General features: G+C 35.6%; 18 protein-coding genes. 11 read left to right on the forward strand and 7 right to left on the reverse strand.

Annotated features, from left to right (window positions below):
- Nucleotides 1-13: 13 nt before the first annotated feature.
- Nucleotides 14-2,722 carry a fibronectin type III domain-containing protein gene (locus AC4FQ5_RS16770; protein WP_491145143.1) on the forward strand — a complete coding sequence of 903 codons (2,709 nt, stop codon included), beginning with the start codon at nt 14-16 and terminating at the stop codon, nt 2,720-2,722.
- Nucleotides 2,723-2,794: 72 nt separating this feature from the next.
- Here AC4FQ5_RS16770 and AC4FQ5_RS16775 read toward each other — a convergent pair whose 3' ends face one another.
- Together AC4FQ5_RS16775 and AC4FQ5_RS16780 are read right to left on the reverse strand one after the other, a co-directional pair.
- Nucleotides 2,795-4,939, reverse strand: a complete 2,145-nt coding sequence (locus tag AC4FQ5_RS16775; protein ID WP_491145145.1) for an outer membrane beta-barrel protein — start codon at nt 4,937-4,939, stop codon at nt 2,795-2,797.
- 67 nt (nt 4,940-5,006) lie between these two features.
- Nucleotides 5,007-5,846: a DUF5694 domain-containing protein gene (locus AC4FQ5_RS16780; protein WP_491145147.1), complete on the reverse strand. Its 840-nt coding sequence runs from the start codon at nt 5,844-5,846 to the stop codon at nt 5,007-5,009.
- A gap of 160 nt (nt 5,847-6,006) precedes the next feature.
- Here AC4FQ5_RS16780 and AC4FQ5_RS16785 point away from each other — a divergent pair, with 160 nt between their 5' ends.
- Both AC4FQ5_RS16785 and AC4FQ5_RS16790 read left to right on the forward strand, forming a co-directional pair.
- Nucleotides 6,007-7,023: a sensor histidine kinase gene (locus AC4FQ5_RS16785; protein ID WP_491145149.1), complete on the forward strand. Its 1,017-nt coding sequence runs from the start codon at nt 6,007-6,009 to the stop codon at nt 7,021-7,023.
- Nucleotides 7,010-7,696, forward strand: a complete 687-nt coding sequence (locus AC4FQ5_RS16790; protein ID WP_491145150.1) for a LytR/AlgR family response regulator transcription factor — start codon at nt 7,010-7,012, stop codon at nt 7,694-7,696. Before AC4FQ5_RS16785 ends, AC4FQ5_RS16790 begins: the two co-directional genes overlap by 14 nt.
- A 48-nt stretch (nt 7,697-7,744) precedes the next feature.
- On the opposite strand, the gene AC4FQ5_RS16795 is transcribed toward AC4FQ5_RS16790, so the two are convergent.
- Nucleotides 7,745-10,012 (reverse strand): aconitate hydratase, encoded by a 2,268-nt coding sequence (locus AC4FQ5_RS16795; RefSeq protein ID WP_491145152.1) that lies wholly within the window; start codon nt 10,010-10,012, stop codon nt 7,745-7,747.
- 311 nt (nt 10,013-10,323) lie between these two features.
- Complete coding sequence (locus AC4FQ5_RS16800) at nt 10,324-13,104, reverse strand: bifunctional aconitate hydratase 2/2-methylisocitrate dehydratase (RefSeq protein ID WP_491145153.1); 2,781 nt, start codon at nt 13,102-13,104, stop codon at nt 10,324-10,326.
- Nucleotides 13,105-13,506: 402 nt separating this feature from the next.
- Here AC4FQ5_RS16800 and AC4FQ5_RS16805 point away from each other — a divergent pair, with 402 nt between their 5' ends.
- The 8 genes from AC4FQ5_RS16805 (at nt 13,507) to AC4FQ5_RS16840 (ending at nt 22,720) form a co-directional block, all read left to right on the forward strand.
- Nucleotides 13,507-14,268, forward strand: a complete 762-nt coding sequence (locus AC4FQ5_RS16805) for a WG repeat-containing protein (protein WP_491145155.1) — start codon at nt 13,507-13,509, stop codon at nt 14,266-14,268.
- A gap of 172 nt (nt 14,269-14,440) precedes the next feature.
- Nucleotides 14,441-16,543 carry a TonB-dependent receptor gene (locus AC4FQ5_RS16810; protein ID WP_491145156.1) on the forward strand — a complete coding sequence of 701 codons (2,103 nt, stop codon included), beginning with the start codon at nt 14,441-14,443 and terminating at the stop codon, nt 16,541-16,543.
- Nucleotides 16,544-16,839: 296 nt separating this feature from the next.
- Nucleotides 16,840-17,601, forward strand: a complete 762-nt coding sequence (locus AC4FQ5_RS16815; RefSeq protein ID WP_491145158.1) for an HU domain-containing protein — start codon at nt 16,840-16,842, stop codon at nt 17,599-17,601.
- On the forward strand, nt 17,589-18,116 hold the full coding sequence (locus AC4FQ5_RS16820) for an acyl-CoA thioesterase (protein WP_491145160.1): 528 nt from the start codon (nt 17,589-17,591) through the stop codon (nt 18,114-18,116). Before AC4FQ5_RS16815 ends, AC4FQ5_RS16820 begins: the two co-directional genes overlap by 13 nt.
- A 52-nt stretch (nt 18,117-18,168) precedes the next feature.
- On the forward strand, nt 18,169-19,122 hold the full coding sequence (locus AC4FQ5_RS16825; protein ID WP_491145162.1) for a 2-hydroxyacid dehydrogenase: 954 nt from the start codon (nt 18,169-18,171) through the stop codon (nt 19,120-19,122).
- A 94-nt stretch (nt 19,123-19,216) separates the two neighbouring features.
- Entirely contained in the window at nt 19,217-20,479 is a 1,263-nt protein-coding gene (locus AC4FQ5_RS16830) for a serine hydrolase domain-containing protein (RefSeq protein WP_491145164.1), read from the forward strand.
- A 25-nt stretch (nt 20,480-20,504) separates the two neighbouring features.
- Complete coding sequence (locus tag AC4FQ5_RS16835) at nt 20,505-22,262, forward strand: Ig-like domain-containing domain (RefSeq protein WP_491145166.1); 1,758 nt, start codon at nt 20,505-20,507, stop codon at nt 22,260-22,262.
- Entirely contained in the window at nt 22,262-22,720 is a 459-nt protein-coding gene (locus tag AC4FQ5_RS16840; RefSeq protein WP_491145168.1) for a heme-binding domain-containing protein, read from the forward strand. The genes AC4FQ5_RS16835 and AC4FQ5_RS16840 overlap by 1 nt, the downstream gene beginning before the upstream one ends.
- A gap of 50 nt (nt 22,721-22,770) precedes the next feature.
- On the opposite strand, the gene AC4FQ5_RS16845 is transcribed toward AC4FQ5_RS16840, so the two are convergent.
- Genes AC4FQ5_RS16845 through AC4FQ5_RS16855 form a run of 3 tightly spaced genes read right to left on the reverse strand, consistent with a single transcriptional unit; the run spans nt 22,771 to nt 24,648 of the window.
- Nucleotides 22,771-23,286 carry an NUDIX hydrolase gene (locus tag AC4FQ5_RS16845; protein WP_491145170.1) on the reverse strand — a complete coding sequence of 172 codons (516 nt, stop codon included), beginning with the start codon at nt 23,284-23,286 and terminating at the stop codon, nt 22,771-22,773.
- A complete protein-coding gene (gene xerD / locus AC4FQ5_RS16850; protein ID WP_491145172.1) occupies nt 23,283-24,200 on the reverse strand; it encodes a site-specific tyrosine recombinase XerD in 918 nt (305 codons plus the stop codon). Before xerD ends, AC4FQ5_RS16845 begins: the two co-directional genes overlap by 4 nt.
- A 22-nt stretch (nt 24,201-24,222) precedes the next feature.
- Nucleotides 24,223-24,648 carry a deoxycytidylate deaminase gene (locus tag AC4FQ5_RS16855; RefSeq protein WP_491145295.1) on the reverse strand — a complete coding sequence of 142 codons (426 nt, stop codon included), beginning with the start codon at nt 24,646-24,648 and terminating at the stop codon, nt 24,223-24,225.
- Between the last annotated feature and the right edge of the window lies 1 nt (nt 24,649).

Here is a 24,649-nt window from a genome sequence, read left to right on the forward strand (position 1 = left end):
AATTTGAATAAGTATGAAACATTTTTACAAAATTTTTTCACCATTAAAAAAAATCAATTCCTGTCTGAGGAATTTGGCTTTGGGATTTGCATTATTTACCGTTGGGAATAATGCTATAAATGCCCAGATTTGGACAATTAACGTTTGCTCAAATACACCAAGTACTACACAAAGCAACCTTTATGGACCTATGTATTCTGTTGCAACCGCAAATGCTACAAGCAGAATTACTTCAATATATCCTTCTTCTCAGCTTACCGGGATAGCATCGCAGACACTCACAAGCATTTATTTTCACACAGGCGCCGGAAATGCGGCTGGTATGCTGGGTACTCCGAATCTTAAAATATATCTTAAAGAGGTTTCAAATTCTGACTGGGGATCGGGAGCACTAGATTGGGCAACGGCTTCTACTGGAGCGACATTGGTTTTTGACGGAAACCCTGCACCTTTAGTTGGAACAGGAGGAGGATGGAAACAAATTCCTCTTACTACCAGTTTTCCTTATTCTGGAACGCAGAATTTAGCTGTTTTTCTTGAATATAAAAATACTACAGCCAGTAATGCAATTACATGGTCTTATGAATATACCAGCCCCTGTGTAAGTGGCTTAACTACAGGTCTGGAAACTAAATATAGTAACAATACAACTGGAGTTTTGCCAACTTCATTAGCTTCTACTAATTCAAGAAGACCTTATATTGGCTTTGATCATCCTGTAGCCTGCCCTTCTCCAACCAATGTAACGACTACAGGAATTACTCAAAACGGAGCGACTATCAGCTGGACAGCAGGGGGAACCGAAACTTCTTGGGATTATGCCATACAATCTGCAGGAAGCGGTATACCTACAACATTCAGTAATACTACTGTCGCTACTTTAAATCCTGCTACCCTTACCCCAAACACAAATTATGAATTTTATGTAAGAGCTGTTTGCGGTGGTACTAATGGAAATAGCATATGGAAAGGCCCTTATGTATTTAAAACCTTATGCGGTCCTGCAACATCAATGTTTGAAAATTTTGACAGCTACGTAACAGGAAATATTGTTCCGGACTGTTGGGCGAGAATTATTGGTGCTTCGAATACCGCACAGACAATCAGCTCTACAACTCCTGCATCGGGAACCAGAAATCTTTATCAGATCGCTTCATCACCGGCGAATGCAACCATAGTTGTTTTGCCGGAGTTCAGTAATGTAAATGCAGGAACAAACTGGCTGAGATTCAAAGCCAGAGTCACTGCAGCTCCAGGATCTTTGGATGTGGGATATGTGACAAGTATTACTGATGCTTCCACATTTGTAAATCTTCAGACACTTTCAATTGTTAATACAAGTTATACAGCACAGAATGCAGAATATACCGTAATAATACCAAACACAATACCGGCTAATGCAAGATTGGCAATAAGAAACGCAGGTATCTCTACCGCAGGACATTTTATGGATGATATGTATTGGGAGGCGAAGCCGAGTTGCATAAGCCCTACAAATATTTCAGTATCAAATATTACTCCATCAACTGCTCTTTTGCAATGGACGGCCTCTGTAACGCCTCCGGCAAACGGATATGATGTTTATTATAATACAACAAACGTAGCTCCAAATTCATCTACAACACCTTCTCTTACAGGTATTACAGGTACATCGGCTACATTAAATGTTTTAAACCCAAGCACTTCATATTATGTTTGGATACGTTCCAGATGTTCTGGTACAGACTTTAGTAATTGGACAACGCAAATTGTCAGCTTCAATACTTTATGTCAGCCTCCCGCTCTTTTATCAACCACTGGTGCGACAATCTGCCCAAATCAAGCTGCAACTTTGAGTGCTACAACGGTTTCCGGTGCCAATTTGAAATGGTATGATGCTCCGACAGCAGGTAATTTAGTTGGAAACGGAACCTCATTTACCACCCCTACATTAAGTTCAACCACCAACTATTATGTTTCTGCTTCAACCGGAGGAGTAGCAAATGTTGGTAAAGTAACACTGGAAACTAATGCATCCACTGGAGGAGGTCTTTCTTCATACCTTATATTTACGGCTCAATCGGATTTTATACTCAGTACCGTAGATTTGTTTCCATATTCCGCAACTGCAGGTACTTCAGGAACTGTAACTATTGAATTACTTACTGCTTCAGGAACACCAATTACATCTGCTACTGTAAATGTTACCGGTGCCAATTCCGTTGCTTCATCAGTTCCTCAAACTGTTGCATTAAACTTTCCTGTTACCGGCGGTGCTTCTTATCGATTAGGCGTAAGTGCATGGACAGGGATATCAAATATGTATCGTGATGCATCCAATCTAGCCTTCCCTTATTCATTACCGGGTATTGTAGATATTACGGGAGGAAGTTTAGCGACTCCATATTATTATTTCTTCTACAACTGGAGAGTTATCACCGGATGCGAATCTGCAAGAACAATGGTTACTGCAACAGTAGACAGCAACTGTCTTTCAACTTCAGAGACAGATAAAAAAGATGCGGTTAAAGTATATCCAAACCCATTCTCGGAAGTTGTGAATATCAACAAGCCTGAGTTGGTAAAATCAATAAGAGTTTCAGATGTTTCTGGTAAATTGATCAGAACATTCAATCAGGCAGAATCTGTTTTAAGGTTAAATGATCTTTCTGCAGGAATGTATATCTTACAGCTTGATATGAAAGATGGTTCTAAGCAGACCATTAAAATTATTAAGAAATAATCTTCATTAATATTTAAATAGAAATAGGCTCTAAATTTTTAGAGCCTATTTTGTTTTTATAAAAACTGAATGTTATTGTCCCGGTTGCAATACTCCACCATTATTTTCACTTTGGGTGGTTTGCTTGATCATATTCGGATCTTCTTTCGCCAATTTGTTTTTGGTTGGGATCTTGTAATTTACCGAAATTCCGAAACTTCTGCTGTCGTATTTATTGGAAGTAAAAACATTTCCGCCAGAAGATACTGCCTTAATTACACTTTTATTCTGATTAAATATATCTCGTGCATACAAAGAAACATTGAGGCGTTCGCTCATGAATTTTCTGGATACCGTAAGATCAAAAGCATTGTTTAAAGGCTTTTCGATCTCAAAATAATAAAAATTCCCTCTCGGTGCGATGACGTTGTAATTTGCCTGAAGTCTGATATCTTTTGGAAGAATAAACTGCCCCATTAAGCTGAACGACCAAAAACCTTTTGTTTTTATATCCGGCATCTGCTGAAGCTGGTAGCCTGTGTAGATGTAAAGCAAATTCATTTTGTCAGGATTCACATTAAATTTCATCAACTCGCTGAAAGGGGTTGTGAAAAGCATGAAAGGAATTGGCATTCCAAAATTAAAGTTATGTGTTCTCAGACTGCTTATCTGTACCTGTTCATTTGTAATGAGATTATTTTCTCTGGAAACTTTCTGTACAATCTGATTTTTCACCCAACTTGTGCTGTAACTTACATAAGCATAATCAAATGCGCTGATTTTGAATTCTGCATTGTCATAAATAGTAGGCTGAAGATTTGGGTTTCCGCTTGTGTTTAGTGTATTGTTACGGAGAGTTGTGTTATTGGGATTTAATAATGAAACACTCGGTAAGCTGATCTTTTTGTTATAATTAAGGTTGACAAAAAGTTGTTTCATCAGATTATATTGTACACTTGCATTGGGGAAAATTTTGAATTTTTTGAAAGGATTCAAATTTTTTTGCTCTAAATCTCCGTTATCATTAAATGCTTTTGTAATTCCTGTAATATCATAGTTTTCAGCTCTTGCCCCTGCAATGAAATCAAACTTTTTCAAGGTTGCCTGAAATTCCAGATAGGCAGAAGTGGTCTGTCTTGTATAATCTAAGTTGACAATATCTCTGTCTTTGGTCTCAAAATTCTGCTGATCATACAATCCTCCGAAGCTTACTTTGCCTTCATCCAGAATTTTCAAGGGTTGGGAATAATCTATTTTGAAATTGTAAAGATTAAACTGAGATGAGTTATCCAACCAGCTTACACTATTGCTGTTTTTTTGGTTGAATTCAGAATTGCTGTTGTTATAAACAAATCTAAAATCAAGCTTTTTATTTTTATCGGTAAATTTTTTCTGGTACGTTGCCGCAACTTCCTGTCTCAAACCTTCAGTATCACTTAAGAAATTTGATGTGGTAACGCCGTTTATAAACTCATCTGAGGTGATTTCTGAAGCACCATTGTTGTGATTGATGTCGTAATTAATCAATAATCTGTCTTTTCCCAATTCAAAAGTGAAAGCAGAATTCATATAATATGTTCTTCCCAAAGAACTTGAGCGGTTCCTGCTAAGCGCATCAAATTCAGAAAGAGATAAGCTTTCTCTATAATATTGACCCAAATTTACCTGCCATCCAAACCATTTATTTCTTGAGTTTAAAGCAATTGAATTATTAAACCTGCTTCTGTATTTGTCATAGCTTGAGAAACGATAACCACCGTTGTACACTGCAGTCAGATAATTTTTTGCTGATTTACTGGTGATGATATTTAAAATTGCACCTCCTGAAGTTGCCGGAAATTCTGCACCGGGTTGAGTGATGATCTCAATTCTTTCTACAGAATTGGCAGGCATTCCTTCCAAAAACGCATTCAGTTCGTTACTCGAAATATTCAAAGGACGACCATCCATATAAACATCAAGCGGTTTTCCTTGGTACATCATTCCCACCATGTCGGAAACAACCAGACCGGGAAGCTTTTTCACACCTTCCATCAGAGATCCCGAATTAAGACTTGGCTGCTCAGAAAAATCAAAGATAGTACGGTCTGCCTTTTGTTCGATGGCTTTTTTGGTCTTGGTCATTACCACCGCTTCAATTTCCTTTTCTTTGATTTTTGTTTCTTTATTGTCTTTGGTTTCCTGTGCAAAGCTGAACGTTGAAGCTGCAATAGAAAGAGCAAGTATAGTTTTCTTCATTTGATAGTTATAGTTATACAGTTAGACGATCAAAATAGATAATTGTTACAGCATATAACTTTATATTTTACTTCAACGAATCAAATTCCACATAGTCAAACTCAGGAGATGAGGTGAATAATTGTCTTAAAACCGAAGCATGACCATTTCCTGCAATCACTAATATTTTATCGTCCGAAGTATGCGGAATATTCTGAATATTTCTGAACATTCTCAAATTTCTGTCGTACCAATATAAAGCTAACATATCTGCGCCGTCATGTTCTCTCAATTTAAAATCTCCACTTAGATAAGCGCCATATTCATACTTGTGATATTCTTTGCTGTTCATAAATTTAAAAAGATCTAAAATTGATTTGAAGTTTTTCCGGTCAGAACTTTTAAAGAAAACATTATACTGCTTTGAAATAATATCATCACTCGAAAAGTCATAATCTGCACTTATATTTTTAAAATACAGAGAATCTTTCTTCCCAAATTTTTCCTCAAGATCATCCAAAACAGAATTTGCATCAATACTGTATAATTCATTTAAATTCAGTTCTTTTGCGATACGCATTGCGATCTGGTAACGTTCATCTCTTTGATCTTTGTGCTTTCCTTCTTTGTATTCCTTTAATTTTTGATTGGCATTCCAATTGGGCCATGCTTCGATGGCTATTTTTGTAGGTTTAAATTTTTTAATATAATCAATAAGTTCTGTAACTTCATTTGCTGTTTTTGGTGACAGGACATCTACCTGATCTCCTTTTTCAGTTTTATGGGCATCAAGATTGGGATAATCAAAATGAAATGATCCTACAACCAAAACTTTAGTCTTGGGATTTGTAAAGTATTCTGAAGGTTTTTTCTGTGCAGAAATTACTGTTGACAAGCAAAGTAAAAAAGTATACAATAATGTTTTCATAAGATTATTTTTTTGACAAAATTATAGTTCTATGCTATAACATAAAACAGCATTTCGATCAACAGAATAAGAAATGGTATGAAACCAATCTTCATCGGAAAAAACAAACTGTTTGTCGAAAAAACAGGATGAAATTTCGCAAAAAATCTATTTTTGTTCTATGAAAATCACCAAGCTCCTCTATCTGCATGTTTTCTTCTGGTCAATTTATATAATGGGTTCGCTTATTATTCCTTATTTTGTTTTTGACTCTCCGAATACGATTTTTAATCTTACTTTCTTTATCACGAGCATCATTTGTTTCTATGTAAATTATTTCGTAGTCGTTCCGAAGTTTTTTGACGGAGATAAAATTTATAAATCCGTCATTGTGTTTTTCCTGAGTGCAAGTTGTTTTGTCGGTGTACGCTATTTTATGGAAGAATGGTTTTTGCCAACTTTTTTCGGAATCAGGAATTATGCGGAAGGAACACAATTTATTTATTATTATTTTGATAATATTTTCTATAGCAGTACAACGATCTTCATCAGTACTACATTTTGGTTTTTAAAATATTTTATCAATACTGAAGTTGAAAAAACAGAATTGGTAAAGGCAAAGAAAAATGCGGAATTACAGGCTTTGAAAACGCAAATTAATCCTCATTTTATTTTTAATTCTTTGAACGATATTTATTCACTGGTCTACCAAAATTCAGATAAAGCCTTACCTGCGATTGAAGAATTAAGCCGGTTATTGAGATACAGCACAAAAGATCTTGAAAAAGATGTGATTCCTCTGGATAAAGAAATTGGTTATATTGATAGTTTGATCGCTCTGGAAAAATTAAGGATAAAAAATCCGGAATTATTAATGATCGAAAAAGAAATCAATTACCCAAAATTGAATATTTCACCGATGATTTTGGTGCCCTTTGTAGAGAATGCTTTTAAACATGGTGATTTCAGAAATAAAGGTTTCAAAATGAAAATTTCTGATGAGAATGAGATTCTGCATTTCCATCTTTTAAATTATAAAAAAGACAAAATGAAAGATTCACTTTCAGGAATCGGGATCAAGAATGTTATGAAAAGACTGGCTATCTTATATCCTAAAAAGCATGAATTAGATATTAAAAATTCAGAAACAGAATTTATCGTAGATTTAAAAATTAATTTGCGAAATGAGAAAAATTAAATGTATCATCATAGATGACGAGCCGCTCGCAGTTTCTCTGTTGGAAAATTACGTTGAAAAAATTTCGTTTCTTGAGTTTGTTTTTTCTTTTGAAAATCCTATTGAAGCTTTAGAGTACATCAAGAAAAATGAAGTCGATTTAATTTTTCTTGATATTCAAATGCCCGAACTTTCAGGGATCAATTTCATGAAAATTTCAGGAGATAAGCATAAATATATTTTGACAACAGCATATTCTGAATATGCTTTGGAAGGATATGAACATAATATTGTTGACTATCTTTTAAAACCTATTTCGTTTGAACGTTTTTATAAAAGTGCGTTAAAGGCTCAGGAGCGTTTTTCAGTTAATGAAAGTCAAAAAGGCTCTCATTTCTTTGTGAAATCTTCAGGGCAGCAACATCGCATTAATTTTGACGAAATTTTATACATAGAAAGTCTGAAAGATTATGTCAATATAAAAACTGATGATCAGGAATATATTATTTTGGATACGCTAAAGTCTATGGAAAATCAGCTTCCTGCTTATTTTCTGAGAATTCACAAATCGTTTATCATCAATTTAAATAAAATCAAAAGCTTAAGCTCAAAAAAGGTAATTCTAAATTCAGAAAATGAAGTTCCTGTCGGAGACAGTTACAGGGCTGTTTTTTTAGAAAAGATGAATAAATAAAAAACCAACTTCAATCGAAGTTGGTTTTATGTATAATGAGATTAAGAATTAATTTTCCTGTAATTTAATTAAATTCAGTGCAGAACCCGCTTTGAACCAGTCAATCTGCTGATCATTATAAGTGTGATTTGCCATTACAATATCTTTCGTTCCGTTGGTATGAAGGAATTCCAAAGTCAGTTGTTTTCCCGGTGCAAACTGATCCAGATCAAGGAAATTGACAACATCATCTTCCTGTATTTTATCATAATCTGTTTCATCAGCAAATGTCAATCCCAACATTCCTTGCTTTTTCAGGTTTGTCTCGTGAATTCTTGCAAATGATTTTACCAAAACCGCTTTTACGCCAAGATGTCTCGGCTCCATTGCGGCGTGTTCTCTGGATGACCCTTCACCATAATTTTGATCTCCAACTACAATCGAAGGAATACCTGCAGCTTTGTAAGCTCTCTGTACGGCAGGAACTTCTTCGTAAGCACCGTCTAATTGGTTTTTTACGTTATTGGTTTCCATATTATAGGCATTCACAGCTCCGATCAGCATATTGTTTGAGATATTATCAAGATGACCTCTGTATTTCAGCCAAGGTCCTGCCATAGAAATATGGTCAGTTGTACATTTTCCGAAAGCTTTAATTAACACTCTCGCTCCGGTAATATTTTTACCATCCCAAGCCGGGAATTCTTCCAGTAACTGAAGCCTGTCTGAAGTTGGACTTACTTTTACCTCAACTGTTGAGCCGTCTGCAGATGGAGCTTGGTAACCATTGTCATCTACTGCAAAACCTTTTGCAGGTAATTCAAAACCTTGAGGCTCATTTAATTTTATTTGTTCTCCGTTTTCTGCGGTTAAAGTATCTGTAATCGGGTTAAAATCTAATCTTCCCGAAATTGCAATAGCTGCCACCATTTCCGGTGAAGCTACAAAAGCGTGAGTATTTGGGTTTCCGTCTGCTCTTTTTGCAAAGTTTCTGTTGAAAGAGTGAATGATTGAGTTTTTCTCACCTTTTTCAGCACCTTCTCTGTCCCATTGTCCGATACAAGGTCCGCAAGCATTGGTAAAGATTCTTGCGTTTTCAAATTTTCTGAATGAATTTAAGAAACCATCTCGTTCTGCGGTAAATTTCACCTGCTCAGAACCTGGATTGATTCCTAAGATCGCTTTGGGTTTTACTCCTTTGGTAACAGCGTCTTCAACGATAGAAGCTGCTCTTGACAGATCTTCATAAGAAGAGTTGGTACAAGATCCGATCAGTGCCCATTCAACTTCAATTGGCCATCCGTTTGCTTCTGCTTTTGCTTTAAATTCAGAAACGGGAGTTGCCAAATCTGGTGTAAAAGGTCCATTTAAATGGGGAGCTAATTCTGAAAGATTAATTTCTATAACCTGATCAAAATACTGTTCGGGGTTTGCATAAACTTCGGCATCACCCGTTAAATGCTCGGCAATTGTATCGGCTGCATCTACAACATCCTGTCTTCCTGTGGAAGCAAGATATCTTCTCATAGAATCATCATAACCGAATGTAGAAGTTGTAGCCCCTATTTCTGCACCCATATTACAGATTGTTCCTTTTCCTGTTGCTGATAAAGAGATTGCTCCTTCACCGAAATATTCTACAATACAACCTGTTCCCCCTTTTACGGTAAGAATTCCTGCAACTTTTAGGATGACATCTTTTGCGGAAGTCCAGCCAGACATTTTGCCCGTTAATTTTACACCGATTAATTTAGGCATTTTAAGTTCCCAGGCCATTCCTGCCATTACATCTACAGCATCAGCTCCACCAACACCGATGGCAACCATTCCTAATCCTCCTGCGTTTACGGTATGAGAATCGGTCCCAATCATCATTCCTCCGGGAAATGCATAATTTTCTAATACAACCTGATGAATAATTCCTGCTCCCGGCTTCCAGAAACCAATTCCGTATTTGTCACAGACAGAACTCAAAAAGTTGAAAACTTCTGAGTTTTTATTAATTCCTTCCTGTAAATCTGATTCTGCACCTACTCTTGCCTGGATCAGGTGATCCGCATGAACTGTTGATGGAACTGCCACTTTAGCTTTTCCCGCCTGCATAAATTGCAAGAGAGCCATCTGTGCAGTTGCATCCTGCATGGCAACTCTGTCCGGAGCAAAATCCACATATGAATTTCCTCTTTCGTATTCCTGTGTTGAATTTCCTTCCCACAAATGTGTGTAAAGAATTTTTTCTGAAAGCGTTAAAGGTTTTCCTGTGATTTTTCTTGCTGCCGCAATACGTTCAGGATAGCGTTCGTACACTTTTTTGATCATGTCGATGTCGAAAGTCATATCTTAATTTAATTTTATTTTTTATAAATTGTTCTGCTTTTTAAATTTAAAACAGATGATACTGTGATTCATCAAATTCTGTTCCTTCAATCAGATTAAGGGATAATACTAATGAATTACGGACATATTTTATTTCTATCAAGTTAAGAAAAAATAGAGTTTCTGTAATTGATTTAAGTTAAAATAAATAGGATAAGCCTTAAATAGAAATGTTCTAAACAAAAAAATGAAAGATTTTAAATCCGAAATGGATCAAAATCTTTCATTTATATAATTTCAAAAGTCTTATGAAAGACGTATAATTATTTTAATTAATGTCCAACAGCTACCAACTCTTTAATTGGCGGGGCAAATTTGGTTAAGTCAATACCTTCAACAGCAGCTTTGTATTCGTTAATATTAGGAATTCTTCCCATAATAGCCGAAAGCACAACAACTGGTGTAGACGCCAATAAAGATTCACCCTTTTTACGTTCAGAATCTTCTACCACTCTTCCCTGGAAAAGTCTTGTTGAAGTTGCCAGAACAGTATCTCCTTTTTCAGCTTTTTCTTGGTTACCCATACAAAGGTTACAACCTGGACGCTCAAGATACATCATGTTTTTGTACTCTACACGAGCTGCACCTTTTGGAGCATTGTCGTCAAATTCAAAACCGGAATATTTCTCTAACAATTCCCAATCGCCTTCAGCTTTTAACTCATCAATAATATTATAAGTTGGAGCTGCCACAACAAGTGGTGCTAAGAATTCAACTTTACCATTTTTTCTTTCAATATTTCTCAACATCTGAGAAACAATTTTCAAGTCACCTTTGTGAACCATACAAGAACCGACGAAACCTAAATCTACTTTTTTGTCGCCACCATAAAAAGTAAGATCTCTGATGGTATCGTGAGTATATCTTTTAGAAACATCCTCGTTATTTACATCCGGATCTGCAATCATTGGTTCAACAATTACGTCAAGATCAACCACTACTTCTGCATAATAACTGGCATTTGAATCCGGCGTTAAAGCTGGTTTTTCACCAGATTTAATTTCAGTAATCCTCTTGTTTGCTTTATTTATTAATCCCTGAAGAACCTGAAGATGATTATCCATTCCTTTGTCGATCATGATCTGGATTCTGCTTTTTGCAATTTCTAATGATTCAATCAAAGTGTCATCTTCAGAAATACAGATTGAAGCTTTTGCTTTCATTTCTGCAGTCCAGTCTGTAAATGTAAATGCCTGATCAGCAGGAAGTGTACCGATGTGAACTTCGATAATTCTACCTTGGAAAACATTCTCTCCTCCAAACTGCTGCAACATTTGCAATTGAGTCGCATGTACTACATCACGGAAATCCATATGATGCTTCATATCACCTTTGAAAGTCACTTTCACCGATTCCGGGATTGGCATTGATGCTTCACCTGTTGCTAAAGCTAAAGCTACCGTTCCAGAGTCAGCTCCGAAAGCAACACCTTTTGACATTCTTGTATGAGAGTCACCACCAATGATGATTGCCCATTCGTCAATTGTAATATCATTCAGAACTTTATGAATAACATCTGTCATTGCGTGATATTCACCTTTCGGGTCACGAGCGGTGATCAAACCGAAATCATTCATAAATTTCATCAATCTAGGAATGTTTGCCTGCGCTTTTTTATCCCAAACTGAAGCCGTGTGACAGCCTGATTGATAAGCACCGTCAACGATTGGCGAAATAACGGTTGCAGCCATTGATTCCAGTTCCTGAGCGGTCATTAAACCGGTTGTATCCTGAGATCCAACGATGTTTACTTCTACACGAACGTCTGAACCAGCGTGTAAAACTTTCCCCGGAGCTAAACCAACAGCATTTTTATTAAATATTTTTTCAACAGCAGTAAGACCTACTCCTTCTTTAGTAATTTCTTTTGATGGTGCATAAACCGCAGGAATTTCTATTCCTAAGATATTTGAAGCCCAGGTCTGAAGTTTTTTACCAAAAACGATAGCGTAAGATCCACCAGCTTTGATGAATTCCATTTTTTGCGGCGTGAATGATTTAGAAATGTCTTTTAATTCCTGGCCGCCGTTATATAATTTTTTAGTCTTCGTATTAATGGTAAGAACCGTTCCTGTCGCTACAGAATAAACCTGCTCAAGGATTGGTTCATTATTTTCATTACGGATAACATTGCCTTCTGCATCCAGTTTTTTTATCCAGTTTTGAAGATCAATACCAATCCCGCCGGTAACGTCAACAGTTGTAAGGAAAATCGGAGAAATACCGTTTGTTCCAGCTACAATTGGAGCAATATTCACAAATGGAATATAAGGACTTGCCTGTTTACCCGTCCAAAGTGCTACGTTGTTTACGCCAGACATTCTTGATGATCCAACACCCATTGTTCCTTTTTCTGCGATCAGCATTACGCTTTTGTCAGGATGTTGCGCCTGTAAAGCCTGAATTTCTTTTTGAGCTTCAGGAGTCATCATACATAATCCGTGAAGTTCACGATCTGATCTTGAGTGCGCCTGATTTCCCGGAGATAATAAATCTGTAGAGATATCACCTTCACCGGCAATATATGTTACCACTTTGATTTCTTCAGGAGCTTCAGGAAGTTTAGTGAAGAAATCAGCCTGTGCATAGCTTTCAATAATTTCTTTTGCAATCTCGTTACCGCTGTGAAATGCTGCCTTCAGACGGTCAGTGTCTGCTTCGTAAAGAAAAACCTGTGTCTTTAAAACGTTGGCAGCTTCTTTAGCGATCTGTGCATCGTCACCCAAAGCCAGATCCAATAAAACCTTAATTGAAGGACCGCCTTTCATGTGAGATAATAACTCGAACGCAAAAGCAGGAGATATTTCTTCTAATACGGATTCACCTAAAATGATTTCTTTTAAAAATTGAGCTTTCACACCTGCAGCAGGTGTCGTACCCGGTAAAGTATTGTAGATAAAGAATTTCAGAGAGTCTGCCCTGTATTCGTTATTTTTATCTTTAATTTGTGCAATGATTTCACTTAATAATTCTGCACCATCAATTGGTTTTGGGTGAAGACCCTGAATTTTTCTTTCTTCAATCTCTTGGATGTAATCCTGATAAATATTCATAAATAGAAGTTCTTTTTCAAAGTTAACGGCAGACCTGTAACGGTTGTTATTGGATGATTTCGCAATTTATGCAAAACCTGCTGCAATAAAAAGTATAGTCTGCACCATTTTTAGAATGTGAGCTAATGTCAGTCCTAAAGTGAGAAAAAGGACTTTTCTGAAATGTAAATGGCTTATCAGTAATCTGTCTTTCGCAAAACTCTCTTTAGTAAGGTTTGGATATTTATTTGATCATGTTATCACAAAAATCATTATCCAAACGTTTTAAATTATCAGACATTTAAAAAATGTTCCCAAAAGTACGAATTTTAAATATTTTTTTTGAGATAAATTATTTAGATTCTGTATAAATATGTGTTTTATATTTTCTATTTTTGGCAGATATTTTGAACACAAATGATCATGAAGAAAATTTTTGATGTTATTTTTATTCTTTTATCCGTAAGTCTGTTATCGCAGTCTAAAAGTTTGAAAAATAATCAGTTATTGAATACGAAAAAAACCACAAAAAAGGTCGTTAATAAAACTCCTGAAAACAATTTAATTATTCTTAATGAAAATGTTCCGTTATTAATTCCGCAAAAAAAGAATGATAATTATGGGTATATTAATCAGAATGGGAAATTTGTCATCGCGCCCGAGTACCACATTGCAATGTTTTTTGCTGAAGATTGCAACCTTTTAAACTCATCAAATCCTAAAGCCAGGAGTTTTGGTACAGCCAAATTTGCCACAGTTGAGAAAAATAATATCTCATACAGAATTAACTATACAGGAAAAAGAGTCTATCAATATAAAAATGCTGATTTGGGTAAATGCAATTCAGAATTTAAAAAACAACTTTTCCACGCATATATTTTAAACGGGCTTTACGGAATTATCGAAGATTCAAAATTCAGCAATCCTGCAGATCGTTCACAGTTTAAAATTTATCCGAAATATCAATATCTTCATATTCTTGAAGGTGATGATTTATCCAATCCTATGATCGTGGCTTCACACAAAGATAAATTTGGAGTAATCGATGTCAACAACAATATTATTATTCCATTTGAATATGCCGATATTAAACGAAACTACAGCTGGAAATTGGGGAAAATGTTTGAAGTGACCAAAGACGACAACAATTACTATTATATTGATGTTAACAATAAATCGTACTAAATTTGGAAGATCGGTAATTTTTTGTAATTTCGCGCTGAAATTAAAGGGGTGCTCCAACGGGGGCTGAGATTATACCCAATGAACCTGGAACAGATAATGCTGTTTAGGGATGTTGTATCATAATATCTTATCGATCCCCTTTTATTCCATTAAATTTTAAAAATTTATAAGAATGAAAGGATTATTTTTTTTAGGACTTACCGCAAGTTCTTTAAGTTTTGCACAAACGCAAAACACAGATTCTCTGAAAATCAGGGAAATTGAAGCGATTAACTTTACCAGAAGACTACCTGTTGCGAAAGAGATCATCAATGTACAGAAAGATCTTGACAGTAGAAATCTCGGACAGGATTTACCGATTCTCTTAAAAAACCAAACCTCCATTATCTCAACTTCTGATGCCGGAAACGGAGTAGGTTACACGGGTTTCAGAATCCGTGGAGTTGCAGGAAGGGGAATTAACGTGATGATGAACGGCGTTCCGTTCAATGATTCTGAAAGTCAGGGAACTTTCTTTGTCAATGTTCCGGATCTCACGAGTTCAGCGTCGCAGATTGTCATTCAAAGAGGTGTTGGGACTTCCAATAACGGAGTTTCTGCTTTTGGAGCCAGTATTAATGTGATTTCGAAAGAGCCTGAAGACAAGTTTTACTTTAAAACAGATGACAGTTACGGATCATTTAATACCTACAAATATTCCGCTGAAGTAGGTTCGGGGAAATTCTGGAAAGACCGACTTTCCGTGATGGGAAGATATTCTCACATTCATTCTGATGGATATATTGACCGTGCTTTTTCAGATTTAAACTCTTACAATTTTACCGCCTTATTTGAAGAAGGAAAAACGAAACTTCGTTTGATGGCTTTTGGCGGAAAAGAAAAAACCTACCAAGCTTGGAATGGGGTAGACAGAAAAACATGGGAGACCAATCCAAAATACAACATTTCAGGGGCAATTTATGATGCAAACTGGGAAAATGTTGTCGGATTTTATGATAATGAAACCGATAATTACAGACAAAACCATTATCAGTTACTTTGGGAGCAAGGATTAAATGAAAGATGGAATTTAGAAACCACTTTACACTACACTAAAGGAAGAGGATATTACGAAAACTATAAACAGGGAGATCCTTACGAAAGATACGCTCTGCCAGATTTTAACGGAGAAGAATATTCAGATTTTATCAGAAAAAAATGGCTGAATAATGATTTCTACGGAATTGTTTCAACACTATACGGAAAGTTTGATAATCTCGATCTTAATTTTGGCGTTGTCGGAAATCAGTATTACGGAAGACATTACGGAAATGTAACAGATATTTTTGTTCCGCAGATTCAGGAACATGAATATTATAGAAACCGATCTGTAAAAAATGAAGTAGCAGGTTTTGCTAAAGCTTTGGTTAAAGTAAATGATTTTGAATTCTTCGGAGATCTACAGTTAAGAAATATCGATTATGATACTAAAATCTTAATGGAAGGCGATGGCGAAGGCGCAAATTTAGACAAAAACTGGCTGTTTTTTAATCCAAAAGCCGGTGTCAATTACAAATTAGGCAACGGAAAAGTATTCGTTTCCTACGCTCATGCACAAAGAGAACCGAATCGTGATGATTTGATCGCAAACAACGATGTGAAATCGGAAAAGCTCCACGATTTTGAAGCGGGAATTGAAAAACAGTTTGGAAAAGTAGCTTTCACAGCCAATCTATATTATATGTATTACCTGAATCAGTTGGTTTTAAACGGACAGATCAGTAATATCGGAGAATTTATCAGAACCAATTCCGGGAAAAGTTACAGAAGAGGAATTGAAGTAGGTGCTTTGGCAAAACTTTCAAAACAATGGGAAATTTCAGGAAATGTAAGCTTGAGTCAAAACAGAAATATTGATTTCAGAGTTGATAACAAAACATTAGTTAGCGATTTGGGAAACACAGAAATTTCGTTTTCTCCCAATGTGATTGCCAATTTGGGACTGAAATTTAATCCTACTAAAAATTTCCAGTTTGCTTTGATGAATCAGTATGTCGGAAAACAATATTTAGACAACACCGAAACTCAGGATTTGCAGTTGAAAGATTATCTTCTGACCGATTTTAATGCTCAATATCAGTTTAAAGTGGCAAGACATGACGTTGCTTTAAAACTTTTGGTTAATAATGTTTTTAATCAGAAATATGTCAACAACGGATATGTCTATGAAGGACCGATCTATTTTTCTCAGGCAGGAACCAACTTCATGTTTGGGATCAGCTGGAAAATTCAGTAATTAAATTAGACACCATTTCATATCATTATATTTCAGTAAAGTTCAGATTAAATTTTGGAGGCTGCTTCGGCAGTCTTTTTTGTTTTTAAATTAAAAAGATAGAATAAATAACTCCCACAGATTTCGCAGATTTACACGGATGAAGCGGTAGAGAAGTATAAAATATCTTGGTAAAGCTTATCTCTATTTAAAAAAATCTGTGTTGATCTGTGTAATCTGTGGGAAGCCAGTTTCATATGATATGACACAAACAAATCTCTGAAAAAGTCATGAAAAAGTTATAAATTTGCGACCAAATGAATATTTCAGCTTACATTTTAGACTATTTGAAACAATTTGGAACGGTTACTGTTCCGATGTTTGGTGTATTTTCTCTGGAAAATTCTAAAGCAGTCATCAATTCAGAAAACGGAAGCATTCTTCCGCCTTCCACAAAAATTGCGTTTCATTCTGATTATCAAATCTTATCTGATGATCTGGTGGAGTTTATCGCGAGTCAGAAAGAGGTTTCTAAAGAAGCAGCAGGAAACGAACTTCAGATTCAGACCGATTTCTGGAAGAAAAAACTTCAGGCTGAGCAGATTTTGGAAATTCAGAATTTAGGAACTGTTTTTATCGAAGACGGACAGCTTCATTTTAAAGGAAACCGCCTGGAATCTGATCATCCGGATTTTTACGGTTTGGAAGAAATTCACTTTTCAGATATTAACAAAGGTGAAACTTTCGAAACTCCTAAAAATACAGAGAAAGATTACAAATTCAACAAATCAATCCTCTGGATTTTCCTTTTTATCATTCCTGTTTTAGGAATGTTGTATTTAGCGTATACACAGCAAGAATTGATATTCGGAAAAAAATCTTTTGATGATGTTTCGGTACAGACAAAAACGAAGAGAATTGAAAAGAAAATTCCGGTAAAAGTAGATTCGGCACAGATCAAAAGAGCAGATTCTATCAAAGCTTTTAAAACAGATTCTCTGAAAAAAGATTCGATAAAACAAGCTGCAAAAACCTGGAAACCCAGCTCTCAAAAAAGAAAATCAAGATGGCAAAAATAAAAAAAGCGTCAGAATCTCTGACGGTGATGACCAATATCGTACTTCCCAATGATACCAATCAGTTAAGAAACCTATTCGGGGGAGAATTATTGGCAAGAATGGATCGTTGTGCGTCAATCTCTGCAACAAGACATTGCGAAAGAAGAGTAGTTACAGCTTCTGTAAATCACGTTTCATTTGATCATCCGATTCCTGAAGGCGGAATTGTTGTGATGGAATCTAAAGTTTCCCGCGCATTCTCCACTTCAATGGAAATTTATGTAGATGTGTGGTTAGACGATCCGATCAACCATAAAAAAATACAGACCAATAAAGGGATTTACACTTTTGTTGCCGTAGACGAATTTAACAGACCGATTCCGATTCCTGTAATGGAACCGGAAACTGAGCTTGAAGTAGAAAGATTCGATGCTGCCTTAAGAAGAAAAGAGCTTTCCCTAATTCTTTCAGGAAGAATGAAGCCGACAGATTCAGTGGAACTGAAAAAATTGTTTGCAGGAGAAATTGATGTATAAATAACAACGGAAGAATTTTTCTTCCGTTTATTTTTAAATGTAATCTGATATTATGAGAATTTTACTATTAGACAAAAATCATCCGTTAATTACTGAACAGCTTTTAGAAAAAAACTTTATTCTGGAAGAAGATTTTACATCTTCTTACGATGAGGTTTGCTCAAAGATTGAAAATTATGATGGTGTGATTATCAGAAGTAGAGTTCCTTTGGATAAAAATTTTTTAGAGAGAGCGAAAAATCTGAAATTCATTGCAAGAGTAGGGGCGGGAATGGAAAATATCGATATTCAGGTTGCTGAAAAATTAGGGATTCAGTTGATTAATTCTCCCGAAGGAAACAGAGATTCTGTTGCAGAACACGTTGTCGGGATGCTTTTAATCTTAATGAACCGGCTCTTCATTGCATCCAACGAAGTGAAAAACGGAATCTGGCTGCGTGAAGAAAACCGTGGTGACGAATTGCTTGGAAAAACTATAGGATTAATCGGCTACGGAAATATGGGAAAAGCTACTGCAAAAAGACTTTCGGGTTTTGGATGTAAGGTAATTTTTCATGATATTCTTCCCAATCTTTCTGATGAATTTGCAACGCAGGTTTCTTTAGCAGAATTAAAAAATCAAGCTGAGGTTTTAAGTCTGCATATTCCTTTAACGGCAGAGACAAATTATTTAATTGATGGTCAGTTTATTTTAGAAATGAAAAATGACTTCTATTTCGTCAATACTGCAAGAGGAAAGAATGTTGAAACGAGAAGTTTAGTTGAAGCTTTGAAGTCAGGAAAAGTAAAAGGGGCTTGTCTTGATGTTTTGGAATATGAGAAAGCTTCTTTTGAAAATCTCGATGCTTCGACTTCGCTCAGCACAGGTGAAAATGATGATTTAAATTATCTGTTGAGCTCAGAAAAAGCTATTGTAACACCGCATATCGCTGGTTGGACGCATCAAAGCAAAGAAAAACTGGCGCAGGTAATTGTGGATAAAATTATAGGTTCTTATTCAAATTAACTACTTTCACATTATGTTAAATAATTCATAATTTACAAGTATGTTTCAAAATTTATTTTGAGTTTTATTAAATTGCCAGTCATTTTTGAAACGCATGAAGAAGTTCAATCTGGTATTTGTTACCACAATAATATTATTCCTTTTTTCCTGTAAAAACAAATCCGAAAACAAAGAATCTCTCACAGAGAACAGTACCAATCTTCCGAATTACGGAAATGTAGATTTGGGAAAGGTGTTTTCACCACAGGACGGAGTTCTTTCAAACAAAGATTTTGTTATCAATTATATCGACCAGTATTATAAAAAAGTATGGGAAGGAAGTGACTTGAGCGGCGGAATTTTAGTGGCAAAAGGCAACGATATTTTATTTGAAAGCTACAGGGGTTTTGCGAGAGAAGGTAATCAGATGCCAATTGACAAAAATACACCTTTACACGTTGCTTCGGTTTCAAAGACTTTGACGGCAATGGCAATGCTGAAATTGGTAGAAGCAGGAAAAATAAAATTATCTGACCGCCTGACACAGTTTTTCCCCGGATTTCCTTATCCTGATGTTACTGTTCAGACTTTATTGGATCAAAGAAGCGGGCTTCCGAAATACGAGTATTTCATCACAAAAATTCAACCCGCTCCGGCAGAACTTTCAAAAACATACATTACCAATCAGGATGTTCTGAATATGCTCATCAAATACAAACCTGAACTGGCAAGAGATACAGATACAGGTTTTATGTATTGCAATACCAACTTTGCACTTCTTGCTTTATTGATTGAAAAAGTGACTAAAACTCCTTTTCCTCAGGCAATGCAGGAGATGGTTTTCACTCCTTTAAAAATGACAAATACTTACATTTTTCAGGAAAAAGATATTCCTACGGCAGCTCAGTCATTTTATTATGGTGGAAACAGATTGTATCCTTTAGACCGTTTGGATCTGATTTATGGTGACAAAAATTTGTATACAACACCGAGAGATTTATATACTTTTTCAAAAGCAATGTTTTCGAAAGATTTCCTGAAACCGGAATTGAAGGATATGATTTTTGCTCCTTACAGCAATGAAAAAGCAGGGCAAAATAATTATGGCTTAGGATTCAGAATGAAAATTTTTGATAACGGAGAAAAATTAACGTATCACAACGGATGGTGGCACGGAACCAATTCTGTATTTGCTCATCTTTTAAAATCTAAAGTCACCATTGTCGCTATCGGGAATAAATATTCAGGAAAAGTTTACTCAGCTTTGGCATTGTCGGGATTATTTGAAGACTTTCCGCCTCAGAAAGACAAGCTCAATCACATTATGAATGATAATAAAGACACATTGAAAACGGGAACTGAGGTTTTTGGAGAATAATGTTTATTTTTGCTCAAATATATTCATGAAAAGAATTGTTCTCTTACTGATTGTCAGTTTTCTTGTGCTTTCCTGTGCAAGGGTGGGTTCGCCTATTGGCGGACCAAAAGATACTTTGGCTCCGAAGTTTCTAAGTTCTAATATTGATACCACAAGAGTGAATGTGAGAAGAGATATCAAGGAACTCAGAATCGATTTTGATGAATATATTACTCTGAAGGATATCAATAAAAACTTAAACATTTCCCCGCCAATAGAGAATATTACGAGAATTTTACCCTCTAATATTGCCAATAAATATCTGATCATTCAATGGTCTGATACACTTCAGGCAAATACTACATATAATTTTAATTTTGGAAACTCAATTGCTGATAACAGTGAATCGAATATTCTGAGATATTTTAACTTCGCTTTTTCTACAGGTGAAAAACTTGATGATCTCTATATAAGTGGTGAAGTAAAAGATGCTTTTGCCATTACAAAACAGAACAGCAGCGAAAATAAAATGGTTGTCGGTATGTACCAGCTGAAAGATACAATCGACTATAAAAAAAAACCTTATTATATTACCAAAGTTGATGATGACGGGTATTATGAACTGAATTATCTGGCTCCCGGAAAATATAAAATTATTGCATTTGATGATGAAAACGGAAACTCAATATATGATCCCGGTAAAGAAAAAATTGGCTTCAGAAAAGATACTGTTTCGATTGAAAAATCTATTTCAGGTTTAAATTTAAAACTCTATCCGTCTAAAAAAGCATTTAAAAAACCTGAATTAAAAGAAATTCCTGGAGGTATTCTCATGACATTTGGAGGGAATCCTACTGATGTGAAAATTACTTCGAGAAACGAAAAACTTCAGGATTTTAAAGTTACCCATATACCAAAATCTGATTCAGTGCGTATTTGGTTTGATGCTGTGAAAAGTAATGTAGGGCAAACGGTGACCGAAAATTTGAAATTCGGATACGAAGCAGATGGTAAAAAAGATTCTACTTCGGTTTTCTATAAGTACAATGCCAAAAATACAATGACTGTCGAAAATAATATCGGCGGCTCGCTTCTTCCTCCCAAAACTGATTTCAAACTGATTTCAAATTATGTTGTTGATAAGATCAATCCTGAAAAATGGACATTGAAAACAGATAGCGTAAGCCAGAATTTTACCGCTAAGATATCGGCTTCTAATCCTTACGAAATTTTAGTTCAGTCTGATTTCGTAGCGGGTAAAAAATATCAGCTTACAGTTCCCAAAACTACAGTCTCTTCTTTTTATGAAAAAAATGCAGAGTCAAAAAGATTTGATTTTGAAGCTGATAAAGTTGAAAATTACGGGAGTCTCAGATTTACTCTTACTAATGCACCGAAAACAAAATATTGGATTCAACTGTTAGATTCTTCAGAAAAAGCTGTTTATCAAAAATATACGAGTGGAGCACTGGTTGATTTTGATATTATAAAACCGGGTGATTATATTGTCAGGATTTTAGTAGATAACAATGAAAATAAACATTGGGATGAGGCAGATTTTGTCAATAATATTTTTGCTGAAGATTCTTATGTCTATTATAAAATGGCAGTTGCAAGACCATTATGGGAAACAAAAGAAGATTGGGATCTGAATGATAAAAGAGTTTTTGAAGGTATCAAGGCTCCAAAACCTGTTGAAAAAGAGGATGTCCAGACAAATCCGAATAATCTGAATAACAATAATAACAGTACTAATTTAAATAACAGTACGAGATTGAATAACACGAGACAATTAACCCGATAATGAAAACATTTAAAAAAGTAGTTTTCTGGATTTTTGTTTCCTTTGCGATCATTCAGTTTGTACCTGTCGATAAAACAAATCAACCGATCAATAAGTCTGCTAATTTTGTTGATGTTAAAAAGCCGCCGCCAAAAGTTGTCGCATTGCTGAAAAATGCCTGTTATGATTGTCATTCAAACGAAACGGTTTACCCGAAGTATGCTTACATCGCACCGTTTTCCTGGTCTGTGAAAGATCATATCAATGAAGGCAGAGAGCATCTCAATTTCTCGGTTTGGAACTCTTACAATAAAGATTTAAAGGAAAGTATGTTGAAAAATGCTGTTCAGACGCTGCAAAATAAATCGATGCCTTTGCCTGCTTATATCGTTTATCATGACGAGTCTAATTTATCTGATGCAGAACGAACTATCTTGGTCAAATATTTTGAGGAGCTTCTGAAAACAAAATCTTATTAGACTGAAAATAAAAACTCCCACATTTACAAAAGATGTGGGAGTTTTTTAGTTTAAAAATTCTTTAAGTATTCTTTAAAAAATATTTTCTGTGAATCAAATGCAATGTCTTCAAGATTAATTTCGCGTAAAGGAATCCAATGTGTTTCCGAAATTTCAGAAAGCGCTAAATTTACTTCAAACTTTTCTGAAACACTGTATTCATAAAACAAATCGATCGTATTGTAGTCAATTTCTTTATATTGATAAACATTGGGAAGGCTTGTAAGATATTTTAAATTTTTAATATCTATATCAAGCTGTAGCTCTTCAGAGAGTTCGCGTTTGCACGTTTGCTCTGCACTTTCCCTTGGATCGACAAAACCTCCTGCCAAATCAAGTTTTCCTTTTTTAGGCTCCTGATTTCTTTTAGTAAGATAAACCTCGTCTCTGTATCTTATCACTACCGCAACGGCTCCTGCAACGTTATTATATAAAGTGAAATTGCAATTGGGGCAGCTCCATTTTTTTTCGCCATCCCAATTCAATGATTCTTTGCCGCAGTTCGGACAAAACTTCAATATTTTCATTCAACAATTTTAGTCTTATTTCTCGGATGGAAAGTTAAAATCACATCACGGAGTTCCTCAGTTTTAAGATGAGTATACACCTGTGTTGTCGTAATGCTCGAATGTCCCAGCATTTCCTGGATAAACCTAAGATCTGCGCCATTCTGCATAAGATGCGTTGCAAATGAATGTCTGAATGTGTGCGGAGATATTTTTTTGCTTACACCGGCTTTTTCCGTAAGTTCTTTAATAATTAGAAATACGATTACTCTTGACATTGAAGTCCCTCTGCTGTTTAAAAACAAAGTGTCTTCATGTTTTTTATTGATTTTGATTTTTGAGCGCACCTCTTTAATATACGCTTGCAACAATTCTGCCGTATAGTGTGCTAAAGGAACAAACCGTACCTTATTTCCTTTTCCGATAACTTTAATGTAGTTTTCTTTGAAATTGATGTTTGAAAGTTTCATATCAATCAATTCGGAAACCCGTAAACCGCAACCGTATAAGACTTCGATAATGCATTGATTTCGCTGTCCCAGATCTGAAGTGACGTCTATTGCATCAATAATCTTATTAATGTCTGCGAGACTCAGGGTGTCAGGAAGGTATAAACCTAGTTTGGGTCCTTCAAGTAATGACGAAGGGTTGTCATCACGAATTTCATCTTCCATCAGAAATCTGAAGAAAGCTTTAATAGACGAGATCCATCTCGCCTGTGATCTTTCACTGAATTTCTGTTTAGACAGTTTGAAGATGTATTCCTGCAGGTGATCATAAGAGATAACATCCGGACCTATATTCTCCAGATCTTCCTCTGCATATTCCTTTAGTTTTTTAATGTCTCTTACGTAAGCATCAAGTGTGTTTTCTGAGAAGTTTCTTTCGAATCTTAGAAAAATTTCAAAGTCTTTAATTTTTTCATCCCAAGTCATTGTGTTGTGTTTTTTATTTTATTTACAATTCATTTTCTATTACCTGTATTATTTCAATACCGTGTGCTTTTAAAAATGATATTCCTTCATTATCAGAATAAGCATTTATATATACGAGTCTTTCTATTCCTGCCTGCAATATCAGCTTACTGCAATCTTTGCAGGGGGAGAGCGTAAGATATAAAGTCGCTCCCCGGGCTGATTGTGTAGAACCGGCTAATTTAAGAATCGCATTCGCTTCTGCATGTAAGACGTACCAGTGAGTTTTTCCGTGTTCGTCTTCGCAGCAGTTTTCTGATCCAGAAGGGGTACCATTGTATCCGTCTGAAATAATCATCCTGTCTTTTACGATAAGCGCTCCTACCTGTTTCCTTTTGCAGTAGGAAAGTTTTGCCCATTCAAGAGCCATTTTCAAATAAGCTTTGTCAAACTTACTATACGTCTGCATC

The organism is Chryseobacterium sp. DT-167, from assembly GCF_058310155.1.